Annotated in this window: 23 protein-coding genes and 2 tRNA genes; 19 read left to right on the forward strand and 6 right to left on the reverse strand. The window is 46.9% G+C overall.

Annotation, left to right across the window (positions count from 1 at the left end; genetic code table 11):
* Positions 1-641 precede the first annotated feature (641 nt).
* On the forward strand, positions 642-1,037 hold the full coding sequence (locus HGO26_RS11090; RefSeq protein ID WP_168825195.1) for a hypothetical protein: 396 nt from the start codon (positions 642-644) through the stop codon (positions 1,035-1,037).
* Positions 1,034-2,302: a DUF6575 domain-containing protein gene (locus tag HGO26_RS11095; protein WP_168825197.1), complete on the forward strand. Its 1,269-nt coding sequence runs from the start codon at positions 1,034-1,036 to the stop codon at positions 2,300-2,302. Before HGO26_RS11090 ends, HGO26_RS11095 begins: the two co-directional genes overlap by 4 nt.
* Before the next feature lie 7 nt (positions 2,303-2,309).
* Here the strand turns inward: HGO26_RS11095 and HGO26_RS11100 are convergent, their stop codons facing one another.
* A complete protein-coding gene (locus HGO26_RS11100) occupies positions 2,310-2,984 on the reverse strand; it encodes a DNA-methyltransferase (protein WP_168825199.1) in 675 nt (224 codons plus the stop codon).
* 201 nt (positions 2,985-3,185) lie between these two features.
* Here HGO26_RS11100 and HGO26_RS11105 point away from each other — a divergent pair, with 201 nt between their 5' ends.
* From HGO26_RS11105 to uvrB, 16 genes are all read left to right on the forward strand, one after another.
* Complete coding sequence (locus HGO26_RS11105; RefSeq protein WP_168825201.1) at positions 3,186-4,343, forward strand: phage protease; 1,158 nt, start codon at positions 3,186-3,188, stop codon at positions 4,341-4,343.
* Positions 4,343-5,263: a Mu-like prophage major head subunit gpT family protein gene (locus HGO26_RS11110; RefSeq protein ID WP_168825203.1), complete on the forward strand. Its 921-nt coding sequence runs from the start codon at positions 4,343-4,345 to the stop codon at positions 5,261-5,263. The genes HGO26_RS11105 and HGO26_RS11110 overlap by 1 nt, the downstream gene beginning before the upstream one ends.
* A gap of 82 nt (positions 5,264-5,345) precedes the next feature.
* The gene (locus HGO26_RS11115; protein WP_168825205.1) at positions 5,346-5,870 is read left to right on the forward strand and encodes an HI1506-related protein; all 525 of its coding nucleotides are present in this window, start codon (positions 5,346-5,348) and stop codon (positions 5,868-5,870) included.
* Positions 5,871-5,872: 2 nt separating this feature from the next.
* On the forward strand, positions 5,873-6,328 hold the full coding sequence (locus HGO26_RS11120) for a gp436 family protein (RefSeq protein ID WP_168825207.1): 456 nt from the start codon (positions 5,873-5,875) through the stop codon (positions 6,326-6,328).
* A complete protein-coding gene (locus tag HGO26_RS11125) occupies positions 6,328-6,768 on the forward strand; it encodes a phage tail terminator protein (RefSeq protein ID WP_113939670.1) in 441 nt (146 codons plus the stop codon). Before HGO26_RS11120 ends, HGO26_RS11125 begins: the two co-directional genes overlap by 1 nt.
* 20 nt (positions 6,769-6,788) lie before the next feature.
* Positions 6,789-7,535 (forward strand): phage tail tube protein, encoded by a 747-nt coding sequence (locus tag HGO26_RS11130; RefSeq protein WP_012089167.1) that lies wholly within the window; start codon positions 6,789-6,791, stop codon positions 7,533-7,535.
* Between the two features lie 119 nt (positions 7,536-7,654).
* Entirely contained in the window at positions 7,655-11,581 is a 3,927-nt protein-coding gene (locus tag HGO26_RS11135) for a tape measure protein (RefSeq protein ID WP_168825209.1), read from the forward strand.
* Positions 11,578-11,943 carry a hypothetical protein gene (locus tag HGO26_RS11140; protein ID WP_131525971.1) on the forward strand — a complete coding sequence of 122 codons (366 nt, stop codon included), beginning with the start codon at positions 11,578-11,580 and terminating at the stop codon, positions 11,941-11,943. The genes HGO26_RS11135 and HGO26_RS11140 overlap by 4 nt, the downstream gene beginning before the upstream one ends.
* A gap of 12 nt (positions 11,944-11,955) precedes the next feature.
* Complete coding sequence (locus HGO26_RS11145; RefSeq protein WP_168825211.1) at positions 11,956-14,451, forward strand: hypothetical protein; 2,496 nt, start codon at positions 11,956-11,958, stop codon at positions 14,449-14,451.
* 11 nt (positions 14,452-14,462) lie between these two features.
* Entirely contained in the window at positions 14,463-15,422 is a 960-nt protein-coding gene (locus HGO26_RS11150) for a hypothetical protein (protein ID WP_168825213.1), read from the forward strand.
* Positions 15,415-15,717 carry a hypothetical protein gene (locus HGO26_RS11155; RefSeq protein ID WP_131523173.1) on the forward strand — a complete coding sequence of 101 codons (303 nt, stop codon included), beginning with the start codon at positions 15,415-15,417 and terminating at the stop codon, positions 15,715-15,717. Before HGO26_RS11150 ends, HGO26_RS11155 begins: the two co-directional genes overlap by 8 nt.
* Entirely contained in the window at positions 15,714-17,501 is a 1,788-nt protein-coding gene (locus tag HGO26_RS11160) for a hypothetical protein (protein ID WP_168825215.1), read from the forward strand. The genes HGO26_RS11155 and HGO26_RS11160 overlap by 4 nt, the downstream gene beginning before the upstream one ends.
* On the forward strand, positions 17,498-17,719 hold the full coding sequence (locus HGO26_RS11165; protein ID WP_076500504.1) for a hypothetical protein: 222 nt from the start codon (positions 17,498-17,500) through the stop codon (positions 17,717-17,719). Before HGO26_RS11160 ends, HGO26_RS11165 begins: the two co-directional genes overlap by 4 nt.
* Before the next feature lie 145 nt (positions 17,720-17,864).
* A complete protein-coding gene (locus HGO26_RS11170) occupies positions 17,865-18,626 on the forward strand; it encodes a DNA adenine methylase (RefSeq protein WP_168825217.1) in 762 nt (253 codons plus the stop codon).
* A gap of 251 nt (positions 18,627-18,877) precedes the next feature.
* Entirely contained in the window at positions 18,878-19,030 is a 153-nt protein-coding gene (locus HGO26_RS11175) for a hypothetical protein (RefSeq protein WP_158497640.1), read from the forward strand.
* A gap of 305 nt (positions 19,031-19,335) precedes the next feature.
* Positions 19,336-21,342, forward strand: a complete 2,007-nt coding sequence (uvrB, locus tag HGO26_RS11180) for an excinuclease ABC subunit UvrB (protein WP_028760013.1) — start codon at positions 19,336-19,338, stop codon at positions 21,340-21,342.
* Between the two features lie 76 nt (positions 21,343-21,418).
* Here the strand turns inward: uvrB and rrtA are convergent, their stop codons facing one another.
* Both rrtA and queC read right to left on the reverse strand, forming a co-directional pair.
* Positions 21,419-22,015 carry a rhombosortase gene (gene rrtA / locus HGO26_RS11185; RefSeq protein WP_168825219.1) on the reverse strand — a complete coding sequence of 199 codons (597 nt, stop codon included), beginning with the start codon at positions 22,013-22,015 and terminating at the stop codon, positions 21,419-21,421.
* Positions 22,012-22,734: a 7-cyano-7-deazaguanine synthase QueC gene (gene queC, locus HGO26_RS11190; protein ID WP_168825221.1), complete on the reverse strand. Its 723-nt coding sequence runs from the start codon at positions 22,732-22,734 to the stop codon at positions 22,012-22,014. The genes rrtA and queC overlap by 4 nt, the downstream gene beginning before the upstream one ends.
* A gap of 171 nt (positions 22,735-22,905) precedes the next feature.
* On the opposite strand from queC, the gene queE reads away from it, so the two are divergent.
* On the forward strand, positions 22,906-23,574 hold the full coding sequence (queE, locus tag HGO26_RS11195; protein ID WP_168825223.1) for a 7-carboxy-7-deazaguanine synthase QueE: 669 nt from the start codon (positions 22,906-22,908) through the stop codon (positions 23,572-23,574).
* Between the two features lie 98 nt (positions 23,575-23,672).
* Here queE and HGO26_RS11200 read toward each other — a convergent pair whose 3' ends face one another.
* The 3 genes from HGO26_RS11200 to HGO26_RS11210 form a co-directional block, all read right to left on the reverse strand.
* Positions 23,673-24,818 (reverse strand): PLP-dependent cysteine synthase family protein, encoded by a 1,146-nt coding sequence (locus HGO26_RS11200; RefSeq protein WP_168825225.1) that lies wholly within the window; start codon positions 24,816-24,818, stop codon positions 23,673-23,675.
* A 231-nt stretch (positions 24,819-25,049) separates the two neighbouring features.
* Positions 25,050-25,134, reverse strand: a tRNA-Tyr gene (locus HGO26_RS11205).
* Positions 25,135-25,276: 142 nt separating this feature from the next.
* Positions 25,277-25,361, reverse strand: a tRNA-Tyr gene (locus tag HGO26_RS11210).
* Positions 25,362-25,430: the final 69 nt, after the last annotated feature.

The following is a 25,430-nucleotide window of genomic DNA, read 5'->3' on the forward strand; positions in this document are numbered from 1 at the left end:
TTGGAGGTCAAAGTGAGGCCATCATTCTAAGGGGAAGGCGCTTTTAGCGCAAAGCTCTAAAACGCATTTTAAGCGGCTTGGTTCTCAATTTAGTACAACGGCTTATCGCAAAACAACTTAAACGCTTTAACGATGATTTAAATGGGTTTTAAACTGGGTTATGCTCGCTTTGAATAGCCAGCAAGGAAAAATTACAGGAGGTTGCATGAACTTGATTAAAAACTTTTGAGCTTGAAACTAGAGGTGGAACTACCCAGCCTAATAGCTGTGAAGTCTTAGTTGACACCTGTTATCGGAAATCAGCCAAACACCGCATCTAGTTGAACTATAAATTTTTTCAATCCGCTAGTTAGTCCCACTTGATCATTATGGACTCTACAGTGTCGTTTGAAGTTCTATGGTGCCTATCATTTAAGCTTAAAACCCAATTCTTTACCTTGCTTTTACTTATCAGAAGTCTTCCCATGTGTTCAAGTATGGAGAATAGCTAATTTATTTTTTTTGTGATTTAAGTAAGATTTAAACAACAAGGCTCTTGAAAATGGCTGATGTCAGTGGCTAATATGTTGTGTAATGACTGTAAAACCTTTAGTATCACGCGCTAATTTTTTAGATGATGTTTGGGAGTAAGAGGGCAAGGAATGCATAAAAGAAATTGGCCAGCAGATTACCCTGCGCATGTAACAGTACCGCCAGTTGACGCAACTGAGCAGAACGTCAGGTTGTATAGATTGGTGGAAAACAATCCTCCTATACCTTATGATTTTGTTGCGTCTTATAAGGATCGTGATCAAGCTCATCTTGTAAAGTTCCCCAAGTTTTCTAACTGTCCCAATTTCTATGGAACCTCAATGTTCCGTAACAAACAAGCTGCTGAAAATCTAATACAAAGTAATCCTCATCGGTTTAGAAAAAAATCAATTGCTAGTGGGGATGTTTTGGTTGAGCATGGGGTTGTTGGCAAAGAGAGCTCGAATAACCATGTGACGGTTTGGTTTTTTGACGGAACTAGTCCTGATGGGTTTGCATTGATATGAAAAAGTCAGAGTTGTTATTCATCAAATCGGAAGCATTCGGTAGTCTGTATTACCATAATGTCTATAGCTTCTATGAACAGCCATTAACATTCGTTGCATTGAATGATTATGGCCAGCTATTCTTCTGTTATAGTCTTGGTTTAGATGATGAATATATCAAGGACCAGTGGATAATTGTTCCAATTTCGGAAGAGAATGTGAACAAGTTAGAGCAGAAAGACATTCCGATAATTAAGGCTATAAAACAGAGTTCAACATCGCATGTTTTGATTTTAGATATATTGCTTGAATCAGGTGAACTGATAGAAAAAAAAGCTCTTGCCAAAAATCTAGATTTTTTCTTCCCAGATGAAAATGTTTTTATTCACGAAAATGTAAATTATGACGGTACCAGAAAGCATACACATCGTATTCGCTTTTCAAAAAAAGCCCAATCGCCAATTGCTTCCGATGTACTAGACTCAGCATCAAAAGCTTTTAATGAATTTTGTAAGAACTTTCTTAAGTATTTTGATGTTAAAACAAATTTTTATCATCATGATGCAATTGTCGGTTCCTTTGTATATCGAGTAAAAGCAAGTCAAATCGAGGAACTCCAAAGCAAAGGTCATGCTATATTATCTAGAATCTCAAATATTGATGAGTTTATCTATGCCATTGAAAACAAAGAAATTGATTTGAGATTGGCTAGAAATTTGTTTGATGAACTTTTGAATAGTGAATTAAAAGTTGAGCTTTATGATGAAGAATCTACTGAGCTTATTCTGTCTTTGGAACATGAATACGTTCAGAGTCTTTTGAAAGAGGTTGATAAAAGAATTGGTGTGTATTTAGATAGCACAATGGTTCCTCAAGCTGATAACCTCGATAGGATAAAACTCTATTTGGGCTTGGTTGCTGAAAATCAGATCGTAACTTCGGATAATCTGAAAGTTGATCCTAGACAAGTGAGCTATTATCGAGACGCATGTCAACTACTGTCACTTACTCACTCATATGGAAAGATCACTCCTATAGGTTATAAGGCATTAATGGCTGATAATGAAGAGGATTTTCTAAAAATAATTCAGAGACAGTTCGAGGAAATGGAGTGTGGTCACATTTGGATGACAGAACAAAATGTAACCTCCATGTTAGAGATAAATGAAAATACAGCGGCTCAATTTTTGATAAAAAACTGTAATGGGCTGAGTGACAATACAAGTAAGAGACGTGCTCAAACTCTAAGCTCGTGGGTCAGAAAATTTAAGAAATATGCTATTTAATAAATGATTAAGCATTTATTAATCTTGTCTGAGTTATTTCTATAGCCTCAGGATTTATATCATTTCCTTTGAATATTCTTCCTGAGGATATAGCTGCTGAACCTACAAACCCCGCACCACAAAACGGGTCCGCAACAATCTCGCCTTCGGAGGAGCTTTGCTCAATTAGTATTCTTGCTAAATTGACAGGCTTTTCAGTTGGGTAGCCTTTCCATATTCTTTTTTCGGCTAGGACATCGGGTATGGATAGGTCATTCAATTTTCGCTTTCCTTTTTCAAAAAAGAGAATAAATTCATATCTAGCTCGATAATGATATCCCATGCCTATTGTCATTTTGTCCCATATTAAAGGCTTCCAAAACTTGAACCCGACTTTTTCAGCAATAGGTTTTACGACAAATGCTGTCTCTTGATCGCAAAAAAGATAAAAGTGGGAGTTTTTACTTAAAACTCGGTATATTTCAGTAAGCAACTCTTCAAATCTTGAGTTTGGAAATATTTCAAACCATTGATTACTAGAGGACTTACTAACTTTTAAACGAGTTGTTGTTCCAATTTTACGATGCTTTTCCAGTGATTCGTATGGAGGATCTGTAATTAATAAATTAATTGAGTTATTAGGCTGATCCCTCAACCATAAGATTGCATCTTTGCTATCAAGTTCGAATTTTAGAGTTTCCATAATTCCATCAATGAGTTGACTATTGTAAATAGTAATTTACCAATAGTGTATGTATATACAGTGCATTATGTCATAAGCTTGTCCATTATACATTAGTAATTAATTACTATTTTTCAGGGTTTCCCCGAAATCTTTCCAATCCGCTAGTTAGCTCCACTCAATCATCATAGGCACTCCAATGTAATTGAGAGTGCCTTTTTTATGTCTGCAACCACCACCGCTTTGGGCTTTGCCGCCTTAAGCAGCCAGTTAAATGTCAATTCAGAAGCCGCCTTTGTGGTTGGTGAAGATGGCTACATTCAGGCGCTGCCTGATGGCCACTTTGCTGCCGTAGATGGTCGCCCTGATGATGTGGCTGGTGGCAAGTGGTTGATGGATAGCGTTGCGTTCGCGGCCCTGCAAGCAAACACCCCCCATAAAGCCGGTGATCTGGTTATTGACTACGAACACCAAACCCTCAACAAAGAGAAGAATGGCCAGCCTGCACCCGCTGCGGGTTGGTTCAACATCGATGACGTGCAATATCGACAAGGGCAGGGCTTGTTCATTAAGCCGCGCTTTACCGATAACGCCATCGCTTATCTCACTGCCAAAGAATACAAGTACTTCAGCCTAGTGTTCGGTTATGACACCAGCACTGGCCGCCCGCAATTTATCCACTCAGCCGCGTTAACTAACCGCCCTGGTGTCGATGGCATGTTGCCACTCGCATCGTTGGTTGCACTGGCTGCTCTTAATACAAGCCTCAATCCACACGAACTTATCCAATCTACCGACACGGAGGAACTCCATGTGAACCCATTACTGAGAAAAATCTTAGCCGCCTTGGGCGTTGAAATTCCCGATGACGTGACAGCTTTAACCGCTGAGCAAGAGGTCGCGGCGCTATCTGCACTTAATACGCTAACCACGGCAGCAAATAGCGTTGATGGCCTTAAGCAAGAAGTCACTGCACTAACGGCTAAAGTCGGCACTGTTGACCTAAGCGAGTATGTGCCAGCTTCAACAGCGAAGGCCCTGCGCGCGCAGCTGGTTTCGCTAACTGCTGAAAACGGTGTGCTTACCGTTGAGCAAACCGTGAAGGCGGCGATAGATGAAGGCAAAGCCTTTGAGTGTGAACGTGATTACCTAACCAAGTTAGGCCAGCAATCCATGGTGGCACTTACTGCCAACTTGGGTGAGCGTGTGGCTATTGCCGCATTAACGGCCAAGCAAACCACCACAGTTCCCGATCCTATCAAGGACAAGGAAACCAAACTCGCGGCACTGACTGCCGACCAAATCAAAATGGCCGATTCTTGGGGCATGTCGCACGCTGACTTTGCTAAAGCTATCGCCGCTGATCAGGAGCACAAATAATGGCTGCTATTAACGCCCCAGTATTACAAGCCCTGCGCACTATGGTGCGTAGCGAGTTTCAAAATGCGTTAGCTAAGACTGATCCACTGTATTTAAAAATAGCCTCAGTGGTGCCAAGCAATACTAAGTCCAATACCTACGGCTGGTTAGGCTCAATGCCGACCATGCGCGAATGGATTGGTGCGCGGGTGATCAACTCCATCAAAGAGCATGGTTATTCAATCACTAACCGTACCTTTGAAACCACCATCGGTATTAGTCGTGATGATGTGGAAGATGACACTTTAGGGATTTACAAACCTATGGTGCAGGCATTGGCGCAGGAAGGTGAAGAGTTTCCCGACGACTTGGTGTTCGAGCTATTAGCCGAGGGCTTTGGCACTTTGTGTTATGACGGGCAGAACTTTTTTGACACTGACCATCCCGTTAACGAGAAGCACGATGGTACGGGGGCTGACGTATCGGTGGCCAACATGGTGGTTGATGGCGCTTATACGGGGGAACCTTGGTTTTTGCTCGATACCACGCGCCCATTAAAGCCACTCATCTTTCAAGAGCGTCGCAAGCTGGATTTAAACACCCTGTTTAATCCAACCGACCCTGCAGTTTGGACCAATAACGAGTTCCAGTTCGGCACCGATATGCGCTGTGAGGCGGGCTTTGGCTTCTGGCAAATGGCCTTCGCCAACAAGCGTACTCTCAATGCCACCAACCTATGGAGCGCTTACAAAGCCATGCAAGCTTTTACCAGCGATGGCGGTAAGAAGCTCAAGATTCGCCCCAATTTGTTGGTGATCCCAGCTTCTCTTGAAGACGTCGCACTCAAGTTAATGACCCGTGAGCGCATTGATGAAGGTGGCGTGACCGTGGATAACGAATTGAAAGGCAAGTTCGAGATCCTTGTGGTGCCACAGCTTTAGGTGTTCACCCCTTAAGTTTGAGCAGCGAATCGCAGGCACAAGGATGCGCCCGCACCCCAACATCGAGTGAGGTAACAATGAAATGGCGAATCCTTCTAAGAACATTCAAGTCCTGTTGGTTATCTGTCTTGCGCACACTGGCTACCGCCGTGCGGGCATGGCGCTTACCAAAGGCGAAAACCTTATACCGCTGGCCGAGCTGTCGGATGAGCAAGTTGCAGCGTTTGAAGCTGACCAGCGCCTTAAAGTATCTGTGCGTGATATGGCACCAGCGTCGGGGAGTGTGGACATTCCAGACGGTGATCAGACATTAGGCACCGATATCACAGGCACGCTCACTGGTGTGAAAGAACCTAGCGGTGAAGAGAAAGTCTTAAACCAACTGACAGTAGATGAACTGTTAGACCAGCTCACGGTAAAGGATCTTAAGGCGCTAGCAAAAGACTTGGAGATCACCGGCTTTAACTCGATGAATAAACCTGACTTAGTCAATGCTATTCGGGCGGTAAGAGTCACAGTGCCAGGTGCGAGTGAAGCGGATTCCCCAAGCGCTGAAACGGAAAGCACTGAACCATTTGGCACCACCACCAACGAAGCAGGTGAATAGCCATGGCCGACTTAGCCATCACAAGAGCCATGTACGCTACCACTGACAACATGCTGAGTCGCTTTGGTGCGCAGGACTTAATGCTGCTTACCGAACGCGAAGGCAGCGTGCCAGGGGAAATCAATTTCGCCTTGCTTGAGCAGGCGCTGCGCGATGCGTCTGCCGAGATTGATGGCTATATCGTGGGCCGTTACACCTTGCCGTTAACCACGGTTCCCGCCGTATTGGAGCGTAACTGCTGCGATATCGCCCGTTACTTCTTGTATGGCGATAAAGCCCCTGAACAAGTCGAGAAACGCTATACCGCTGTGGTGAAGTTTTTAACCGCCGTGAGCAAAGGCGATATCAGTTTGGGGCTAGCTGATACGGGTGAAGTCGCTAGCCAAAGTGAGCTAGTAGTCAGCATCGACAGTGCAGGTAGCGTGTTTGGCCGTGCATCGTCTAAGGGGTTTATCTGATGTTTGAAATTAAAGATAACTACCTTGCTGCAGGTGATGCGTTGACTCAACTGCTTGAGCCATTAGTGGCGAGTCAGAAGCTGAAAAAGGTCTATCAAGCCAATGAGCTAAGCGAAGTGGATGAGCGCAGCCAAATCACCCCCGCCGCCCATGTGCTGTATATGGGCGATACGCTGGCGGATACCGCACAAGGCGGCAACACCAGCCAAATTAAGCAGACTTGGCTTGTGGTATTGGCTTGCCGTTTATCTATCCACGAAGGCCAAGCAGGTGAGCTATTAGTCAGCCTGTTAAACGCGATTGTGGGTAAGTCCATTGCGGTGGATGGTCAGATGCTTGGCCCCTTTGTGCGCGTTAACAGTCCCGTTAAACCCCGTTTCACTAAAAGCCACGGTTATTACCCCGTGGCGTTAAGTGTGATTTTGAGATTCAAACCTTAACAACCTAAGAGGAACTCACCATGAGTGGATTATTAGTCGCAGGCAACTTCTTTGTTGACCGCTTAAATGCCCAAGGGCAATCAACGGGGATCATTGGCCCCATCAACACCACTAAGCTCGCGATCAAAACCGATGCCGATGAAAAGGTTCGTCCAAGTAAAAAGAAAGACAGCTACGGCCAAGCCTTAAGTGTGGTGAAAATTGCCAAGCCCGCCGAAGTGGAATGGTCATTCGACGATCAACCTGCCGAACTGATTGCCATGGCACTGTTGGGTGATACCCAAGTGCTGAACACGGGCAGCGGCAACTTAACCGATGAAGCTGTGACCTTACCAACCAATCAACGTTGGATTCAGCTACCTGAAAGTAACTTTGCCGCCCTCGGTTTTGTGGTGAAGAAAGACGCTACCACCTTAGTGCTGGGCACTGACTATGAGGTGAACTATGCCCTAGGGCTAGTGCGTGCCGTAAAAGGCGGCGCAATTGAAGCGGGCGGCGCAGTGACTGTGACAGGCCAACATAACGCCATTTCCGGCACGCTAGTTCGTGGTGGCATTAGTGCCCAAACCCGCGCGCGGCTCTTCGGTGAAGGTAAAAACCTCGAAACAGGCAAGCCGATTAAGCTCGAAATTTTCGACGCCAGCTTATCGCCAACAGCGGCGCTCGATTTTGCCGCCAGCGAGTTTGTGAGTGCGACCTTAGCAGGCAAAGCACAGTTGGTGACGGGGAAAGATCATCCGTTCGAGTACCTAGAGTTGGATGCGTAAGCGGTTTTGCTTAACCCAAAGGCATGGCCGTACTCAATTGCCATGCCCTTTAATTCCCATTTAACCGCCGTTTAAACACCGATTATTTAGATACTAATGAGAGCATTAACGAGATAGCCATGGCTGATAAAACCTTAGAACTCGCCCTGCGGATCGTGGCAGAAGCCACGGGCAAGCAACACATTGCGGCTTTAGTCGATGAGCTTAAGCGCATCGGCACTGAGTCGGATGCGGCGAATCCTAAGACGCAGGCGCTCGCTGATGAACTTGATGGCGTGAGTGATGCCAGCCAAGCGGGTGCTAACCAAGTTGATGAACTCAAAAATAGCCTTGATCCGTTAAGCGACCAGCTAGACCAAGTGGCCCAAAGCGGCCGTAATACCAGCAACCAAACAGAGCAGCTTACTAATGACCTCAAGCCTTTAGCAACTGGGCTTGATGACGTAGGCGATAGCAGCCAATCGACCAGCCAAAAAGCCAATACCTTAGCCAATAAGCTCGATGAACTGGCTAACCAGCAAGACCTGATCAACACCATTAAGCGGTCACGTAATGAGCTTGAACAACAAGAGCTTGCTGTCACTGCCGCCGCCTTAGCACTGCAGGACTTAAAGCAACGTGCCAGCCAAACGGATGCGCCTTTTGTGCAGCTGGCACGCTCTATTGATGTGGCAGAAAAAGAGCTGGAGCAAATGCAGCGCGAGTTAGCGCAGCAATCATCTAGCCACACTAAGCTGCAAAATGCCCTGTCAAAATCGGGCATTGATTACAACAACCTGACCACAGCGCAGCGCAAGTTAAGTGCCGAATTTGACGGCACTGGCCGCAATGTCGATAAGTTTGCTAATCAGTTAGATAAGGGCAATGCCAGCGCCCGTGATCAAGCCAGTTCGCTGCGTGGCGTGATCGGCCAAGTGACCGCTTTAGCGGGTGCCTATTTGGGCTTTGACCGCGTGGCCCAAGCGTTGAAGGATGTCTTTGCCACGGGCGATCAATTTGAACGTCTTGGCGTACAAATGAATGCCGTGATGGGCGGTTTTGAATCTGGCAAACAAGCCACCGCTTGGGTAAAGCAATTCGCCATCGATGTGCCACTGCAACTGAACGAAGTCAACCAAGCGTTTGTGAAGGCCAAAGCCTTTGGCCTTGATCCTATGAACGGCACCATGAAGGCGATTGTGGATCAAGCCTTTAAACTCGGTGGCGGTTTTCAAGAGGTTGAGGGGATCACCTTGGCACTCGGCCAAGCCTGGGCAAAACAAAAGCTACAGGGTGAGGAGATCCTGCAGTTGATTGAGCGCGGCGTGCCCGTATGGGACATGCTGGCTAAGGTCACGGGAAAGAACACCTTAGAGCTGCAAAAACTCAGTGAGCAAGGCAAGCTTGGCCGTGATGTGATCCAAGGCTTGATTGATGAAATGGGCCGAGCCGCAAATGGCAGCGCAGCGGCGCAGATGGCTTTGCTCAGTGGCCAAGTATCAAACCTCAAAGACAACCTTTCATCCTTCTATGATCTCGTGGCTCAGTCCGGTGCGCTTGATTGGCTCAAGGGCCAGATCAGTGAGTTGAATCTTGAGTTTGCCGCCATGGCCGCTGATGGCCGTTTAAAGGAATGGGCGCAGCAAGTCAGCGACACGATCGTGAGCATAGGCTCAGCGGTGCAAGATGGCGCGGCGATGCTGTACCACTTCCGTGATGAAATTGGTTTTGTGGCTAAGGCATTTCTCGCGTTAAAAGTCGGTAGCTATTTTAGTGATGTGATCACGGGAGCCAATGCCGCCATCGGCGTGATGCGTCTTTACACTGGCGCGATCATGGGTACCACTGCGGCGAGTGAGGGCGCGGCCTTAGCTGCTGGCAAACTTAAAACCGCCTTGGCAGCAGCGGCTAAAGCGGGTTTGTACTTAGCCCTGATTAGCGAGTTGATCGAGGTCGCTCGGGTATACCAAGAGTTATTGATTGCTGAAGAAGCACTGGAAAAATCTAAACGCGCTGCCGCGTCTAGCGCCAAACAGTTGGAGTACTCACTTAAGGATCTCAGTGAGCAAACGGGCGTAGCCTTTACCACTATGGCCGAGTTCAACAAGGCGGTAGACGAAGGCAAACTGATTTATGACGACGCCACTGGTAAGTGGAAGAACGCCGCGAAAGCGATGGAAGAAGTTAAACAGGCCGCCGTTGACGTCGTTGAGCCGATTAAACTAACGGTTGAAGAAGCGCTGCGCCTGACCTTTACCTTAAGCGAACAAACTAAAACGCTCGATGGCGTTAAAGGTGGTATGGGCGGTTTCATTCGCCAAATTGATGCCGCCTTAGTGCCGTTAAAGGCGGCGGGGGATCAATACGAAGGCCACGTTAAGTTACTCACATTACTGCGCGCCAAGTTTGAAGAGCAGCAAACCTATCTTGATGCCACGGCTAAGGGCGCAGAGGCATTGGAACAAGCCTATAAGGACTTAGGGCTGACCAGTAGCCATGCCTTAGAGCAGGTGAATACGAAAGCCGAAGCGGCCTTTAATCTGATTAAAAACAACCGTGAACCGATTGAGCAACAAAAGGATGCATTTTTAGCCTGGGCTAAAGCGGCATTAACGGCCGCCGAAGCGACGGGCGCAGCGGTACCCGAAACCTTGAAAGCGCAAGCCGCTACCCTTGGACTAACCAAGGAACTAAGCGAGCTGACTGCGAAGCAATACGGCTATACAGACAGCGTGAAGGAACTTTCACCCGAGCAAGCCAAGCTAAGCCGCGCAGTGGCAGAAACTGAAGCCCGTTTGAAGCAATGCCGCGATGTGATGAAAAGCTCGACGGTATCGAGTAAAGCCAAAGCAAAAGCTCAACAAGATCTGATTAGTTTACAGGGCAAGTTAAGTGACCAAACTAAGCAGCTCAGTGAGGTTCAGGCACTCGAAGCGGCTAATTATGAACAGATAAAAAGTAAGTATGCCGCTGTATCTGACGAGATGTTAAGGCTCGAACAAGCCTATAAAGACGGCGGCATCACGGCGGAAGAATACCTGCGACAAAAAGAACGCTTAGTTGAAGTGCTAAGAATATTGCAACGCTTAATGGGCGGTTTAGAAGATGGTGAGCAAGAGACTGACGAACAGGTAAAAAAGACCACTAAAACCTTAATTGAGCAACGCGAAGAACTTGAACAATTAGAGGAAACCACTGGCCGCGCTACTGAGTATGTAAACCTGTTCGCGGGTGCCTATGCCCACTTAAATAAACAGTTCAACTTTAACGAAGATAGCACCGAAAAACTCAACGCCCGCGTCGATGAGCTGACTAAAAGCATCATGAACAATATGCGGGTGAATACGGGCTTTTGGGGTGTGCTGGCGCAGCTCAGTAACCAAGCATTTATCCGCGAAAAGCAGATCATCAATGAAACCTTACTGACCCGCAAATGGACTGAAGAACTCGAAAGCTCAAGCATTAGCCTCGATCGCGTCAATCAAATTAGCCGCGAGGCTAAGTGGAATATACGCGAGCTAGGCGACGAAGAGCTTAAGCCTCTGCAAGCGGCCATTGATGCTACCCGCGATCGTATTCTCGGCCTGCGTGACGATATCAACGCGACCTTGGACAGTCTTAAAGATGAGATGGATCAGCTCAACAATAACCAAGCCGCTATCGAGAAGCGTCGCTATGAGCAGCAACAGGCTGAGCTTAAGGCGCAGCTCGATGCTGCCCGCACAGCTCAGGATAAAGAGTCCATCGCCAGTGCCCAAGAAGCACTGCAACTGAGTCAGCAAATCTACGCCACCAAACTAAAACAAATCGAAGCAGAGGCGGTAGAACGTAACGCGCAGGCGATCGAGCGTGCATCAAGCAGTGCAAGCACCGCGATGAATTCCACTCGCAGTACTACAAGCCAAACCACTTCGCCATCGGTGAGTAATCAGAACACAGGCGGCAGTGTACAAATTTATCGGTTAGAGCTGGCAATGCCATCGGGCAATGTGGTGAAAGCTGATTTGCTTGATGAGTTTAAGCAGCTGTTTTTGCGCGAACTAGAACAGATTAAGGCCACCTCATGATCACCTTAGACACGCTTCAATTACCGCATTTTATTTGGCTTAACCGCTTTGGTTATACGCCCTTTGTGAGCAGCACTGAGTTTGCGCTCGATGGCTCGCAGCATGTTGAAGTCGCGGCTAAACAAGCAGGGCGTTCCATTATGCTCTTTAGTGATGGCGAATCTTTAAGTCTGTTTGAAGCTCTTGAAAGCCACGCCAATACAAAAGGGGCGGCCAGTTTCAATCTGGATATTAACGGCACTGTTTTTAGCGTGATTTGGGATTACCGCGATCAACCGATTAGTGGTGCACCAGACATTAACTACAGCGATAGCGCCCCCGATGCTGTCGATGCCATCACCCTCAAGTTAATCACTGTTTAAAGGCTGTTTAATATGGCAACTTCTCCGACTCCGATTTCTCGCGACAGCTTAAAAATCTTCAAGCCTGAACTATTAGGTTCGAGCAATGAGGCAGGTGGCCAGCGCACCAACAACGCAGTTCAATCAGGGCAGATTAACGAACTGTTTGATGCTATTTCAGATATTGATCATGCCCAATCGAGTATCGAAATCGCTAAGGCGTATCCTACGCTCTACACAGACGATACGAGCAAGCTTAAACAGGCTCATGTGTTTTTCAGTGAGCCACCCGTCGATCCGTTGGTGAACGTGTTTATGATTGAATCACCCGCGCTGAATGATGAGTCTCGCATGACGGATATGAAGGAGATCATTGAGTCGTCTGTAACTGCAGGGGAATTAATCCGCGAAGGTGGCCCAGGGTTCCTTGTAAATCAAAACTCGTTTTCCTCAGATTACTTGCAATCGACTTATCACTTTAATGATCGCGATTACTGGAAAACTACCTATTTGGTCGTGGGCCAAGTGATTTGTATTACTGTGGAATATACTGGGGTGGAAAATGCCGATTGGCCGCGCAAAACTCACTTTTGCAAAGTAACCAAGACCAATAATGTTAATGGCCAAGTCGGTACCGTCACGTTTGACCCACCCATTCCTTTTGCCACGCCATGGCCATCATTAGCTGTTAATGGACAAAGCAAGTGTACTAAGCTGCGCTTATCAAATACCGCATCACCGCTTAAGTTTCATGGCGTAACCAAATTAACGGCTGTGGCCAATGGCGTTAATTTAGCCGTGGGGGCGACGCAGTTGTCGTTACTGCCATCCATTACCACTGTGTTACCCAAGCCAGGCAATACCATTGTCGGCGGCAGTGAAAACGGGGATGCCACTGTCAGCCAAGTGATCCGCAAAGTGATCTCCCAACCTTCAAGCGCAGGTACCTATAGCTATACTTTTACCACCACGGATTTATTAACTGATGAAAACGGATTAGTTGCCGTTTCAACGTTACCCACGGCTGCTATGGGTGGTTATACCAGCTACATTCAATCCGTGACAATTGGCTCAGGTAATATCACGGTAACGCTCACCTCAAGTACAATATTTAATAATGCGTCAACCGTGAGCCTGTTTTATGTTTCATCCTATAAATACAGTATCTATTCAAGCGCCAACCCGTTCCCCGCCAATAAGCAACTGACAGTGGGCAGTATTAAAGGCCGCGCAGTCTTTGCTGATACAAACTATGCTGCCCAAGATGTGTATGAGAGAGTGAGCGCCGAGGGCACAACAGGCAAGCTATATGATGGGACAGAACACATCGCAACCATTAATTACTTAACGGGTGCGGTGACTAAGCAAGTTATTAGCCGTGGCGAGTTTACGTTTACCTATGCCGGATTAGTCGAATCGAGCGCGGCTGCTGCTGCAGGTGATACGGTCGCTAAGTTCACCTTGTCAGTGCCAAATCCCTTATTAGAAAGCTTTTATGTGCAGGTTGAGCGTATCTCTGATCGAGCGCTGATTAGTGCCTCCGCCAATGCTCAAGGGGTGGTTGCTGGCACTGGCATTAACGGCAGCATTAGCAGTGGCATTGTGGAACTGACCTTTAGTGCCCCAGTGGATTTAACCACATTGCGCTATGACATTAGCGACCAAGTGCGCCAACTACCACCCGCTGAGATTTATGGCCTTAACCCGCTGCGTATTCCTTATGATGGCATTGTGAATATGTTCCGCCAGTGGGGCACTGTGGCGCTGTCACACTCACAAGTGCAGCAAGTCACCGCCACGGCTGGTACCGTGTATAACATTCGTCAAAACGCAGCATTTAGCGACATTACAGATGCGAATGGCGCCAGCCTATGGACCAGCGAAAACACCCATTTCACCGTAAATAAAGCGGCAGGCACTGTCACCATTAATAGTGCCTTTACTGGTTTTGCGCCGCCCTTTGTGCTGACCGATGTCATTAGCGAACTGGCGTTAGTTTCAAGCTTTACCCCAAGTAGCATAGTTCTGGCAAAACCTTTATCACGCGAATACCCCATAGGGGCCACTGTTGCCAGTGTGCAGATTTTAGGTGATTTGCAGGCGCGTGTTGGCCAAGTACGGGATATGACCGCCTGGTCAAATAACTGGGATGTTGATGGTGCTCAAGCCACGGGTAATTTCAATGCCGTTGACTATCCGGTAGAAGTTAAAAATAACACTGCAGTAAACGAAGATTGGGTAATGATTATGACCAGTGAAACCGCGTTTCGCTGCGTCGGCCGCCGCCTCGGACAAATTGCGACTGGTGATGCCCTCAATGATTTTGCCCCTATCAACCCAGTGACCAATACCCCTTATTTTGTGCTCAGAAAAGGCGCATGGGGTGGTGGTTGGCAAATGGGCGAGGCGGTGCGCTTTGCCACCTTTGCGTCATCAAAACCCATCATGCTGCTGCGAAATGTGCAGGTTGGCCACAGCCAAATCACTACAGATAAAGCCGTATTGTCATTTTTCGGTAACGAGTCATAGGAGCAATTGAAATGGGATTACCAGTTACAGTTTATCGCTACACAGACCCAGGTGCGCCACAGTTGGTTAATGCCACCCCCTCAGAGTGGATTAATATCCTAAAAAAAGTGCTGGTTGAGGGTTATGGCAATAAAGCCCCGCTAGGCTGGACTCTTGAATTCGAGAATGCCGCAGCGTTTAAGGTGGCATTTAGAAACTCACTCGCGAATGGTGGCTCAGGGGGCTATTTTCAATTTTGGTCAGCTAATGGTGGTAATACTTCGCAGCAAGGTTGTTATATAAAATGTGCAGGGGATATGTCTGCTATAGATGTGTTTTCTAAAGCTTGTGGTCTTAGAGCTGCAACACTTTCAAACTCTGGTAAAGGGTGGGAAATTATAGGTACATCAAGGGGATTCTACCTAATGCAGCATCGGACTGATTCACCAAAGATGCTTGTTGCTGCTAACACTATCTTTTGGTGTTACTTCATTGGTGATATTCATAGTTTTTATTCTAATGATATCAACTGTTTTTCACTTATTTCAGGTAATAACACCGCTGGTGATTTACCTTCAACACCTGCAGGTAGTGTCATTGGTTGGACTACGACACTTTCTGCCCAGTTATATGCGGTTGATGGTGTCAATACTAGCCGAATGTATTCAATGACTCTTCCGTTTATCAATACAAGCTCACCAGCAGCACCATTTCTTAACGATGCAGAGGTGTCGAACTTACAACATAATTTTGTTATGCCGTATTTAGAGATTGCATACAACAGCAATGATGCAAGTGGAGTTCCTGCAAATATCAGCACGTCATTACCAGTTTGTCGAGGGACAGCACCAGGGATGAAGGTTTCCTCATTTGTTGGCTACGGTAATAACAACTGGCCAGTTGATCGAATCTTTGACGGGATAACTTACATTTTACTCAGATCTGTTTACAACAATAAGTTATGGATTAGTACGGGTGACTGGTATGAGTAAATTTATCGATGTAAAACCCGTAAAGTCATCGATTTATCATCAAGCAGTTATAGATATTAAAGTTGATAACAACGCAGAGCGATTAATTGTAATGAATCGCTTAACATGCGAACTTTATTATGTTTTTAATTGCAATCAAGTGAAGAATGTCAAATTAATAATGCCATTGGAACATACAACAAACAATGAGTTATTGGTCGGCATACTCGATGATGACCGCAACTATAACGCTAAATTATTAGATGGTCGGCAAGCCGATTTAATTAACGGCAATCAAGTGACGATTCGCCCATGACAGCCATTGTTATCAATTTTGATAAGCCATGGATTGCCTCAGCCTCACCTATTGTCATTAGCTTTACCGATGAACCCACGCCAGAGATACCAGAGGTACCCATTAGCCCAGGTACCATTGGTATAATGTGCGGCATAGGTATTGCGATTGCGCCGAGTGTTGCACAGCAGCTAACCATTAAAGAAGCCACCCAAAGCCATGCCACACAATTAACGTCACAATGGCAAGTCGGCCATGTGACGCAAATCGTGACGGCCAAGTGGCAAGCTAAGGCATTAATGGGCATTACCGCCTCAGTGGTTTGGCGCTGGAATAACCTAGTACCATGTAAAGCTGATTTGCTTTGGTTGGTGCCGCAGTTACATAGTGTGCAAGCCAATAGCCTATGGCTATCGCCAGAATCCGTGTCATCAAGGGTTGAAATGCTATGGCGGCAACCAGAGGCTACCACGCAGATTATCACGCTGGGTTTAAGGCAAGGTGAGTTAGTCCCGACTGAGGTTAAGCTTGCCCACTCGAATATTCGTGCTGCAGGCGATATGAAAGAAATAGCATGGGGGCCACATGCTGCGCGGTGGGTGTGCTCGAGTAAGTATCGACCACCCAAAGGCAAGATCACCATTAACTTTAGCGATCCTTGGGTAAATGCAGCCAGCCCGATTGTGATCAACTTTACCCCTTCACCAAATATTTGTTACTGGGACGATGGCGGCGGCCTGATAGGCACAAATCCATCGTTACCCACCATTGATTTTAAGATCCCTATCGAACCGCAAATCAGAAGGAGTTACCTCATGCAGCCTCAAATCAGTTGTGTTCGTGTGAGTGACGGCGTTGCTGTGGTGCTCAAATCAGTATCCATTTCTCAATCCCGTTCGCAATGGGCCAGTAGCGGAAACTTAGCGTTTTCATCCCGTATTGATGCCGAGCGTGCCGCTAATGAATTACTGAAAATAAGCATTAATGGCTATGACTTTTACCTGCTTTGTGAGTCTCCCAGCGAGTCAAAAGCCTTTGGCAAAACCAGTTATAGCGCGACAGGTCGAGGCCGCTTAGCCACACTCGCCAGCCCGAACCGAAAGGCCATCAACTATGTGAACGTGGTAGCCCGCAGCTTTATTGGTTTGATGGCCGATATTGTGGCCAATACTGGGTGGACTGTCGCCAGTAAAATTAGTGATTACCCTGTACCCGCAAACGCCTTTAGCTATGCCGCTAAAACACCCGCTGAAGCGATTAACATGATGGCAAATAGCATTGGGGCCATGCTCGATGTGAACGATGAAACTCAGACTATAACTGTGATCCCGCAGTGGCCAGTCGTGCCTTGGAATACCGCAAGCGCAATTCCCGATGTGATTTTGCATGATGGAGTGATCCTCGAATTTAACGAGCGTATCGACATTCGTCCCGATGCTAATGCGGTGTTTGTACGTGGTGAACAGCAAGGCGTGGCGGTGAAAGTGAAACGTTTCGGGACCGCTGGTGACAACTTTGCTGGTGATATAGTGGATAAGTTAATCACTGATAATCAAGCCGCAAGAATGCGCGCAACGGCCGAATTAGCCAACGCAGGTAATAAGGTGCAAAACAGCATTCGCGCAAAGGTCATGGCGGATTTGCCACCCATGCGACCAGGCATGTTAATTGGGGTTCGCAAAGGTGCCGAGGTGTTTAAGTCAGTGTGTGAAAGCTTCAGCATAAGCGGCAGCGTTAATGAGTCAACGGGGATGGTTACAGTGAATCAGACAGTGACGCTATTGCGTAATGAGGTGGCTGCATGAGCAACATCTATCAACGCTTAGCGAACTTAAACCCTAAGCCTCAGCGCAGTGTTGCCACTGTGATTAACGTGACGAATGGCACCACGACAGTACAGCACGCCGATGGCAGTTATCAGACCGTTTTGGGTGACTCAGTTGCCAGCGGGAAAGTGTATATCGTCGATGGTCAGATCCAAGGTCAAGCCGCCGACCTGACGTATGTTGAATTAGAGATTTGATAAAAGAGAGCGGTCTAGCAATGCTACCAACACTGCTAGACCGTCAACACACAGGATAACACCCTGTGAGCCAACCAAGGCTCCCTCACCGCGTCGACACGGCGAACCGAGCCTAGCATAAAAAATCCTAAAAAAGGAGGCTCACATGCCAAAACCGATTATCCCTTGGATGGGCGGTAAGCGTAGATTAGTTAAGCAGATTTTACCGATATTCCCTGAACACCATACCTATGTCGAACCCTTCTGCGGCGGTGCTGCAATGTTCTTTAGCAAGGATGAGGCGAGGGTGGAAGTGGTCAATGATATGAATGGCGATCTCGTCAATCTTTATCGGGTGATTAAACACCATTTAGAAGAGTTTATAAGGCACTTTAAATGGGCTTTAATTAGTCGTGAAGAGTTTCTATGGCAGAAGAATACTAATCCAGAAACACTTACCGATATTCAGCGAGCGAGTCGCTTCTACTATCTGCAAAAGCTGGCGTTTGGCGGGAAAGTATCAGGTCAGAATTTTGGATGTTCAGCGTCTCGACCCGCTGGTTTGAACTTGTTAAGGATTGAGGAAGATCTCAGCGTTGCTCACCTACGCTTGGCAAGAACCTATATCGAGCGCTTGGACTGGGCTGAGTGCGTAAGACGATACGATAAGCCAGAAACCTTGTTCTATTTAGACCCGCCTTACTGGAGTACGGCAGGCTATGGTGTAGAGTTTGGACTAGAACAATATGCCTTGATGGCCGAGCTTGCGAAGACAATCAAAGGCAAGATGGTGATCAGTGTGAATGACATACCAGAGATGCGCGAGGCATTCGCTGGGCTACAAATGAAGACTCTGGGAATACGTTACACGGTAGGAGGCTCAAAACGCTCTGGAGAGCAGCAAGAACTGCTCATTTGGAACTGGTAGACCAACATATTAACTAAGTAGAAAAGACTCAATAGCCCTCGATTTAGGAGGCTTATTGAGAAGTTTATCAAATTGAGTGAACCCATATTTATCAGACTAAGTGAACCAACGAGTAATTGATTAATCGCTAATTTTCAATTTAGGTGAATTCGTTTATCAAATCTCGTGGCGCGCTACAAAATTGATACAAGTAGCAACATTTATCAAATGTAATTAAATTACTAAATGCCGAGAGACGGTTGTTAAGACACATGACAGCCTCCAATCCCGCGTGGTTTCTAGGTTATTTCGACTTATCAACAAAATCTGTGGATAACCCTGTGAGTTGTCCTGAAAAATGGCCGCCAAAGCCTTGGGGTATGGGCGGCGGACTTAAAATGCACTATTTTGGGGTTCAAAAATAAATTTAAGTATTATCAAATGCATACTAAAAGCAAGTGGTTTTTGTTGAGGGTGAAAACAAGGTTGCAATTTTGTAATCGAACGAAATTGATTTCTTGTGTATTAAATTGGCATTTTTGCTTAGTTTGCGGGTGTTTTGTGAGCAAAAAACGCTGAAAACGCCTTAGTTTAAAAGTTTCATGTTTCTTCCTTTAAATTGTCATCTTGCGGTTTTAGATCGTATTGATATGACGACAGGAAGGATAACTGTGGAGCTTAGTCGGTGACTTGATTAGAATGGGGCGACTCACTAAAAGGATATGTGCGCGTGTCAGAATCTGTTTTTCAGCTTGAATCGCAATTCGCCCCCGCAGGCGACCAACCTACAGCGATTGCCAAATTAGTCGATGGACTCGAAGCGGGTCTGGCCTGCCAAACTTTACTCGGAGTGACGGGCTCAGGTAAAACCTTCACAATTGCCAATGTGATCCAAAAGTTAGGCCGGCCCACGATTATCATGGCGCCTAATAAAACCTTGGCGGCGCAGCTTTATGGCGAGATGAAAGAGTTCTTTCCCCATAATGCGGTCGAGTATTTCGTTTCTTACTACGATTACTATCAGCCCGAAGCCTATGTACCTGCGTCAAATACCTTTATCGAAAAGGACGCTTCGGTTAATGCTCACATTGAGCAGATGCGCTTATCCGCCACTAAGGCGCTGTTAGAACGTAAAGATGTGGTGCTGATTGCTTCGGTGTCGGCTATTTATGGCTTGGGCGATCCCGATTCCTATTTAAAAATGTTGCTGCATCTACGCCAAGGCGATGTGATGGGGCAGCGTGACATCTTAATTCGTCTCAGTGAATTGCAGTACAAGCGCAATGATATTGAGCTACAACGTGGTACTTATCGTGTGCGCGGTGAAGTGATTGATATTTTCCCCGCCGATTCTGAGCGTAATGCCATTCGAGTCGAGTTGTTCGACGATGAGATTGAACGTTTAAGTGAGTTTGACCCGTTAACGGGCCATATTATTAAACGTATCGCCCGTACGACGGTTTACCCTAAGACTCACTATGTCACGCCGCGGGAAAAAATTATCGCTGCCACTGAGTTTATTAAAGAAGAACTGCGTGAGCGTAAGCAATATCTACTCGATAACAACAAGTTAATTGAAGCCCAGCGTATCCATGAGCGGGTGCAATACGATGTGGAAATGATGGTGGAGTTAGGTTACTGCTCTGGCATCGAAAACTACTCGCGCTATTTGTCTGGCCGCGCACCGGGGGAAGGGCCACCAACCTTGCTCGACTATTTGCCTGCCGACGGCTTATTAATTATCGATGAATCCCATGTGACTGTGCCGCAAATCGGCGCTATGTACAAAGGTGACCGTTCCCGTAAAACCACACTTGTGGAATACGGTTTCCGCTTACCGTCCGCCTTGGATAACCGGCCGCTTAAGTTTGAAGAGTTTGAGCAATTGATGCCGCAAACTATCTATGTGTCGGCAACACCGAGTGCCTACGAGCTGGAAAAGAGCGAAGGCGAGATTGCTGAGCAGGTTGTGCGGCCAACGGGATTGCTCGATCCTGAATTAGAAGTGCGCCCTGTTGGGACCCAAGTGGACGATTTATTGTCTGAAATCGCCAAGCGAGTGGCCGTCAATGAGCGGGTGTTAGTGACGACGCTGACTAAGCGTATGTCGGAGGATTTGACTGAATACCTCGACGAACATGGCGTAAAAGTGCGTTATCTGCATTCGGACATAGACACAGTCGAACGGGTTGAGATCATCCGCGATCTGCGTTTAGGTAAGTTTGATGTGCTGGTTGGGATCAACTTATTGCGCGAAGGCTTAGATATGCCTGAAGTGTCATTGGTGTGTATTTTAGATGCCGATAAAGAGGGCTTCTTGCGCTCTGAACGCTCGCTCATCCAAACGATTGGCCGCGCGGCGCGTAACGTCAATGGTAAAGTGATCCTCTATGCCGATCGCATCACCAACTCGATGGAAAAAGCGATAGGTGAAACTGACCGACGTCGTGAACGTCAGCGGGCGCACAACTTAAAGCACGGTATCACGCCTAAGGGCGTCGTTAAACGGATCACCGATGTGATGGATGTGGATGATGGCCGCGACAGTAAAGCTGTGTATGGCAAAGTGGCTGAGCCTAAGTCCCATTACCATAAAGCCGATGCGGCAGAGTTAAGCCATCAAATCGATCAGCTTGAGAAGAAGATGCATGAACATGCGCGCAACTTAGAGTTTGAACAAGCGGCGGCAATGCGTGATGAAGTCAAGCACCTGCGGGACCTGTTGATCAAAGCCTAGATTTATTCTTGCGCTCAGCATTAAAAAAGCCGTCCAGCAATCATGCTGCGACGGCTTTTTAATATCTTGACTTGGGTTAAGCTGGGACTTTTGATGGGCTCATTTTTAGCTTGATAAACACCGCTAAAGCGCAAATCAACCCGCAGATTAAGCCGACCAAATGCGCCTCGGTTGCTACGCGCGCACCTATCATGGCGGTGACATCACTGCTGGCACCATAAAGCTGTTCGTAACCGACCTTGATGATAACACCAACGAGCAGCAGATAGCCTGAGCGCAGCTTACGGACAATATCCTGCACTGCGCCGTAGGCGAACAAGCCATGCAACATACCGCTTAAGCCGACATAACCGAGCAATTGCGGATAGCCTAAATACAAGCCTATACCTTCAAGTAAACATAACACGAAAAATAGTGCACTTAAGCCTTTGAGATGATAATGAAAATGGTGCAAAAATAGCACCACCCAGAGCCCTGCAAGGTTCATCAATAGATGCCATTGATTCGTGTGCAGTAAATTTCCACTGATTAATCGCCACCATTCACCCTCACTAATTGCACTGCGGCGATAGGCGAGTAGGTTATCGACTTCGGGGCTTGCTAAGCCTGCGGCATACAAACCCGCACAAAGAAGACTCACCATCAGCGCGACCCAATAGGGACTGCGTGTCATGCTTTTGGCTCGCTGGCGTCAAGCTCAGCCATGACCGCTGCTTTATTCTGTAGATAATCATCTAATCCACGTTTGCGAAGATGACAGGCAGGGCAATCACCACAGCCATCGCCAATCACGCCGTTATAACAGGTGAGAGTATGGTGGCGAACCAGATCAAGTTGCTGATATTTATCCGCCAGTGCCCAGGTTTGTGCCTTATTGAGCCACATTAAAGGCGTGATGATTTTTAGTTGCTTATCCATACCTTGAACTAAGGCGGATTCCATCGCTTTAACAAAATCGTTACGACAATCTGGGTAGCCTGAAAAATCGGTTTCACACACGCCTGTGATAATCGCTTGCGCCCCTAATTGATAGGCATAAATGCCTGCAAGCGTTAAAAATAAAATATTACGGCCGGGCACGAAGGTATTGGGTAAGCCATTTTCCATCAACTCGTGTGAAACGGGTATTGCATCACGGGTGAGGGCTGAAATAGCTAACTCATTGAGTAAGGTGACATCTATGACTTTATGGCTGGTGATCTTCAAGCGTTTTGCTAAGGATTTGGCAACTTCAATTTCTTCACGGTGACGTTGACCGTAGTCAAAAGTGATCCCATGTACTTCATCGTACTGGGTTAGGGCTTGAATAAGGCAAGTTGTTGAGTCTTGTCCGCCACTGAATACCACCACTGCTTTGGACACCACTGTTTTTGACACTAAGCTCGTTGACATAAAGGATTTCACTTCACCGTAGAACAGGTATAAATAGGGCGTTAGTGTAACTCAGGCCATAGGGCTTGCAAACTCTGACTATAGGGTCGAAATAGGCTTTCTCGGCGCAAAGACTTGCAGCTCAAGCTAAAATCCACTATAAATGCCGCCCCAGAAAAGTGGAACGTCAGTATGAACTACCCTGTCAACGAAGTATTTGAAACCATTCAAGGTGAAGGTGTCTTTACCGGAGTGCCCGCCATATTTGTCCGCCTACAAGGTTGTCCCGTGGGATGTGCTTGGTGCGATACGAAACAGACATGGGATGTGCTTGAAGCCAATAAGGTCTCGCCAGAGCAAGTGATTACCGTGGACGGCACCATTGGTCGCTGGGCTGACCATACGGCGCAAAGTCTTATCGCTGCCTTTCACGCTAAAGGTTTTACTGCGCGTCATATCGTGATCACTGGCGGTGAGCCTTGTATGTACGATTTACGCGAATTAACCGAGACCTTGCACAGCCAAGGCTTTGCGACTCAAATCGAAACCAGTGGCACCTTCGAAATCAACTGTGCCGATGACACTTGGGTGACTGTATCACCCAAGGTGAACATGAAAGGGGGCTATCAGGTATTAGCACAGGCGCTGAACCGCGCCAATGAGATTAAGCATCCTATCGCCACTGAAAATCACATCGATGAACTTGATGAGTTACTGCAAGACATCGATATTTCAGCGAAAACGATTTGCCTGCAGCCGATTAGTCAAAAGCCTAGAGCGACAGAACTGGCGATGAAAGTGTGTATCGCCCGTAATTGGCGCTTATCGATCCAGACCCATAAGTATTTGAATATTGATTAATGCTAATCTGCAAAGCATAAAAAACGCCTCACAATTGTGGGGCGTTTTTTATGGTGGATGTTTTGTGGATTCTAAACCTAACGACTTAATACAGTTGCTTAATCAAGCTCACTTAACTGGCCGAAATGATTAAATGCTGCAAGTTGGCGCTGATAGGGCGCAATATCGCCAATGTTAGCTGTAATCCAATCTGTATCGTAATAAGTATCAAGGTAACGCTCACCCGAGTCACAAATTAAGGTCACTATTGAGCCTTGCTCTCCACGCGCTTGCATTTGTACGGCAAGTTGCAATGCGCCGTACAGGTTGGTTCCTGTGGATGCGCCGGTTTTACGGCCAATTAATTGTTCTAACCAATGAATCGTCGCCACTGATGCGGCGTCGGGAATTTGCAGCATAGTATCGACAACTCCAGGAATAAACGATGGCTCGACTCTCGGTCGACCTATGCCTTCAATCTTACTGCCATTGCAACAGGTTAAGCTGGCATCGCCGCTCTGATAGAAATCAAAAAAAACGGAGTTTTGCGGGTCGACCACGCAAAGTTGTGTTGCCAACCTCTGATAGCGAATGTAGCGGCCTATGGTCGCCGATGTGCCGCCAGTGCCGGGGCTCATCACTATCCAGCGCGGGATAGTGTGTGGCTCGCGCTCCATCTGATTGAAAATCGAGTTAGCGATATTGTTATTACCGCGCCAGTCGGTTGCACGCTCGGCGTAGGTGAATTGATCCATATAATGGCCGCCTAGCTCTGCGGCAAGGTGCGCCGATTCGGCGTAAATCTCACTGGAATGATCGACAAAATGACATTGACCACCATAGAAAGTGATCTGCTCAATCTTCTTTTTAGCCGTGCTTTTGGGCATCACGGCAATAAAAGGTAAACCGAGTAAACGGGCAAAATAGGCTTCAGAAATCGCCGTGCTGCCCGATGAGGATTCGATAATCGGCGTACCTTGCTTAATCCAGCCGTTACACAGGGCATAGAGGAAGAGTGAGCGGGCGAGGCGATGCTTCAAACTCCCTGTCGGGTGGGTACTTTCATCTTTGAGATAAATATCTATGCCATCCAGCATAGGTAATTCAAGCTTAATCAAGTGGGTATCGGCGCTGCGCTGAAAATCCGCTTCAATCTTGCCTATCGCATGGGCTTCCCATGTGGGGCAGAGTCTGTGAGCGCTGTGAGAATCCACTGGTGGTTGAATCGTGTTAGAAATCATAGTAGTCACATCGAAAGGGATCATTTTCAGATCATATCACAGGGACGGGCAAAGCGGTTTTATTGGATGAGCTTGAAGTCATTCGCTTAAAGTCGAGCATGACGTAATTGAAATCAAAAACAAATGTCGCTCACCAAGAGGTTTACTTAATATAGAAATGCCAAGAATTTAATCAGATTAAGCTGGAACAGCCAGATTAAGTTGGAACAGACTAAGCGGAAGTGGAACAAGAAGGATATGCGAGAGTCAAAGAAATGGTGGAGGGAGAAGGATTCGAACCTTCGAAGGCTGAGCCGTCAGATTTACAGTCTGATCCCTTTGGCCACTCGGGAACCCCTCCACAAACTTTCTTTTTAGCTTTACAACTAACTTTTAAAATGGTCTTTCAAAACATCATTAATAACGGACTTGTTTATAAAGACAAAACTAAACATTGGCCATGTTTAGTCTTTGAAAATGATTATCTGCGTTAGAGATAAAGATGGTGGAGGGAGAAGGATTCGAACCTTCGAAGGCTGAGCCGTCAGATTTACAGTCTGATCCCTTTGGCCACTCGGGAACCCCTCCACGAATACCTTTAACGCTTTTGTAAAACTCTAGATCATTTTCGAACAACACGATAAAACTTGCAGTGCA

The organism is Shewanella oncorhynchi (assembly GCF_012584455.1).
Classification (GTDB): domain Bacteria; phylum Pseudomonadota; class Gammaproteobacteria; order Enterobacterales; family Shewanellaceae; genus Shewanella; species Shewanella oncorhynchi.

What these genes read in the sequence shown, in the direction of transcription:
- HGO26_RS11090 (WP_168825195.1), top strand. Translation starts at nt 642, where the DNA reads ATGCATAAAAGAAATTGGCCAGCAGATTACCCTGCGCATGTAACAGTA.
- HGO26_RS11095 (WP_168825197.1), top strand. Translation starts at nt 1,034, where the DNA reads ATGAAAAAGTCAGAGTTGTTATTCATCAAATCGGAAGCATTCGGTAGT.
- HGO26_RS11100 (WP_168825199.1), bottom strand. Translation starts at nt 2,984, where the DNA reads ATGGAAACTCTAAAATTCGAACTTGATAGCAAAGATGCAATCTTATGG.
- HGO26_RS11105 (WP_168825201.1), top strand. Translation starts at nt 3,186, where the DNA reads ATGTCTGCAACCACCACCGCTTTGGGCTTTGCCGCCTTAAGCAGCCAG.
- HGO26_RS11110 (WP_168825203.1), top strand. Translation starts at nt 4,343, where the DNA reads ATGGCTGCTATTAACGCCCCAGTATTACAAGCCCTGCGCACTATGGTG.
- HGO26_RS11115 (WP_168825205.1), top strand. Translation starts at nt 5,346, where the DNA reads ATGGCGAATCCTTCTAAGAACATTCAAGTCCTGTTGGTTATCTGTCTT.
- HGO26_RS11120 (WP_168825207.1), top strand. Translation starts at nt 5,873, where the DNA reads ATGGCCGACTTAGCCATCACAAGAGCCATGTACGCTACCACTGACAAC.
- HGO26_RS11125 (WP_113939670.1), top strand. Translation starts at nt 6,328, where the DNA reads ATGTTTGAAATTAAAGATAACTACCTTGCTGCAGGTGATGCGTTGACT.
- HGO26_RS11130 (WP_012089167.1), top strand. Translation starts at nt 6,789, where the DNA reads ATGAGTGGATTATTAGTCGCAGGCAACTTCTTTGTTGACCGCTTAAAT.
- HGO26_RS11135 (WP_168825209.1), top strand. Translation starts at nt 7,655, where the DNA reads ATGGCTGATAAAACCTTAGAACTCGCCCTGCGGATCGTGGCAGAAGCC.
- HGO26_RS11140 (WP_131525971.1), top strand. Translation starts at nt 11,578, where the DNA reads ATGATCACCTTAGACACGCTTCAATTACCGCATTTTATTTGGCTTAAC.
- HGO26_RS11145 (WP_168825211.1), top strand. Translation starts at nt 11,956, where the DNA reads ATGGCAACTTCTCCGACTCCGATTTCTCGCGACAGCTTAAAAATCTTC.
- HGO26_RS11150 (WP_168825213.1), top strand. Translation starts at nt 14,463, where the DNA reads ATGGGATTACCAGTTACAGTTTATCGCTACACAGACCCAGGTGCGCCA.
- HGO26_RS11155 (WP_131523173.1), top strand. Translation starts at nt 15,415, where the DNA reads ATGAGTAAATTTATCGATGTAAAACCCGTAAAGTCATCGATTTATCAT.
- HGO26_RS11160 (WP_168825215.1), top strand. Translation starts at nt 15,714, where the DNA reads ATGACAGCCATTGTTATCAATTTTGATAAGCCATGGATTGCCTCAGCC.
- HGO26_RS11165 (WP_076500504.1), top strand. Translation starts at nt 17,498, where the DNA reads ATGAGCAACATCTATCAACGCTTAGCGAACTTAAACCCTAAGCCTCAG.
- HGO26_RS11170 (WP_168825217.1), top strand. Translation starts at nt 17,865, where the DNA reads ATGCCAAAACCGATTATCCCTTGGATGGGCGGTAAGCGTAGATTAGTT.
- HGO26_RS11175 (WP_158497640.1), top strand. Translation starts at nt 18,878, where the DNA reads ATGACAGCCTCCAATCCCGCGTGGTTTCTAGGTTATTTCGACTTATCA.
- rrtA (WP_168825219.1), bottom strand. Translation starts at nt 22,015, where the DNA reads ATGACACGCAGTCCCTATTGGGTCGCGCTGATGGTGAGTCTTCTTTGT.
- queC (WP_168825221.1), bottom strand. Translation starts at nt 22,734, where the DNA reads ATGTCAACGAGCTTAGTGTCAAAAACAGTGGTGTCCAAAGCAGTGGTG.
- queE (WP_168825223.1), top strand. Translation starts at nt 22,906, where the DNA reads ATGAACTACCCTGTCAACGAAGTATTTGAAACCATTCAAGGTGAAGGT.
- HGO26_RS11200 (WP_168825225.1), bottom strand. Translation starts at nt 24,818, where the DNA reads ATGATCCCTTTCGATGTGACTACTATGATTTCTAACACGATTCAACCA.